A 1,626-nucleotide genomic window follows, 5' to 3' on the forward strand; every position below is an offset into this window, starting at 1 on the left:
GCTGATACCAAGTGCCTTGGCCGCATGCCGAAAATTCAGATGCTCGGCGACGGCGATGAACTGAACAAGGGAAATGAGCGGTATCCTGCCAGACAGGATACCGACATTCACGAGGTTTCGATGGTTAGTGCGCCGCATCGGAGCGGGCCTGCTACCAGTCGTCGGTTAGACGACTGGCGACTTCTCGGTGGCAGCCCCACGGAGCCGAAGGAGCACCAGCCCCAACGAAACCAGTACCGCCATCGCCGTGGCGTAACAGATCACGGGCCACGCTGTGTCACCGTTTAAAAGTGCCACCGCCAATGTCCCGACAATGCTGACTATCAGGCTTTGAACGCAGAAGTAGAACGCGACCGCTGATCCCGCGATGTCGTCGAACTCTGCCAAAGCGCCGTTCGCGGTAACGGACACCGTGAAGACAATACCGACCGCGACAACCCACATCGGTAGGATGAAGGTCAGGAATGACGGCGAGCCGTAAAGTTCGCCGATCCCCAACAGGACCGCTCCGCAAACAAGCAACGCCATCCCACGCGCCACGCATCCTGCGATGCCCCATCTGGCGACAAAGGACTTCGCGAAACGGGTTGTCACGATCATTACAAGCGCGACAGTGGCGAAGGCAAAGCTGAATCCGATCTCGGAATATTCCGCTTGGCCTATGAGCACACGGGGAGCCGTCGAGAAGAAGACGAAGTAGGTGCCCATACCGGCGCTAAAGCCGACAGTGTAAACCCAAAAAGCCGGACTCGCGAAGATCGGCAAGACAGATCGGCGCGTCTTGACTTGATCCAGAGGGCGGGTTTCGTGCCACCTGAAACCCGCATTTAGGAGTGCGAGCATCGCCAGTATAGCCAAAGTAATGAATATCGCCTGCCATCCCAAGAACTCGCCGATCAATACTCCGGCGATAGGGCCGAGCGCAGGCACGAACGCCAGCATCGAACTGAAAAGGCCGTAGATGACGACACCCTCAGGACGGTTGGCATAAACGTCGCGAACCGTCGCGAACGTCGCCACCAGCATGGCCGACGCGCCCACTGCTTGAAGTAGACGGAAAGCGACAAAGGCCGGTGCAGTTGAAGACCAAGCTGCTCCCAGAGACGCAATGACGAAAGCCGTTGCGCCCGCAAGTAGAATTGGCCGTCGCCCGATTCTGTCTGAGAGCGGACCAAAAATCACCTGGCCCACGCCGAGCATCACCATATAGAGGCTCAACGTGAGTTGGATCATAGCGGGCGTCGTGTTCAGGATGCCGGGCATCGCTGGAACGACAGGGAGATAAATATCCATCGCCAGTGAAGCGAGGATGTCGAAAGGAGCCATCAGCAGCAGTGCTGCCGGCAGCGTATAGGCCCACGCGGGGCGTGTGGTGGTCATGACGAATCAACCCTCGATTAAGGAATACCGGGCGACGTCTGCTCGTCAGCAATCAGATGAGACTAGCCTTACAGAGCGCCGCAACAACAATACTGGTTGTTGCGGCTTACTTGTCTGCTGACTTGGAATTTCCCATCTGATTACTCCACGCTTACGAATATGAATTGCTACATTTTATCCGATTATCTTTTGCTTCGCAATGCGGCATGGGCGCACTCAGCGTTCCAGCCCCCTCTGCCGCCCTAA

At 57.0% G+C, this 1,626-nt stretch carries 2 protein-coding genes; both read right to left on the reverse strand.

The genetic code is table 11. The features are described 5' to 3' along the window. A partial coding sequence (locus FTT63_RS15870) for a LysR family transcriptional regulator (RefSeq protein WP_257222279.1) occupies nucleotides 1-138 on the reverse strand: 138 nt, incomplete at its 3' end. Between the two features lie 27 nt (nucleotides 139-165). Further along, nucleotides 166-1,380 carry a chloramphenicol/florfenicol efflux MFS transporter FloR gene (gene floR, locus FTT63_RS15365; RefSeq protein ID WP_000214122.1) on the reverse strand — a complete coding sequence of 405 codons (1,215 nt, stop codon included), beginning with the start codon at nucleotides 1,378-1,380 and terminating at the stop codon, nucleotides 166-168. Nucleotides 1,381-1,626 lie beyond the last annotated feature (246 nt).

Source organism: Acinetobacter sp. C15, assembly GCF_013420645.1.
GTDB lineage: Bacteria > Pseudomonadota > Gammaproteobacteria > Pseudomonadales > Moraxellaceae > Acinetobacter > Acinetobacter indicus.

Bases quoted from the DNA above. Each gene is read 5' to 3' on its own strand.
- floR (WP_000214122.1), bottom strand. From the start codon at position 1,380: ATGACCACCACACGCCCCGCGTGGGCCTATACGCTGCCGGCAGCACTG.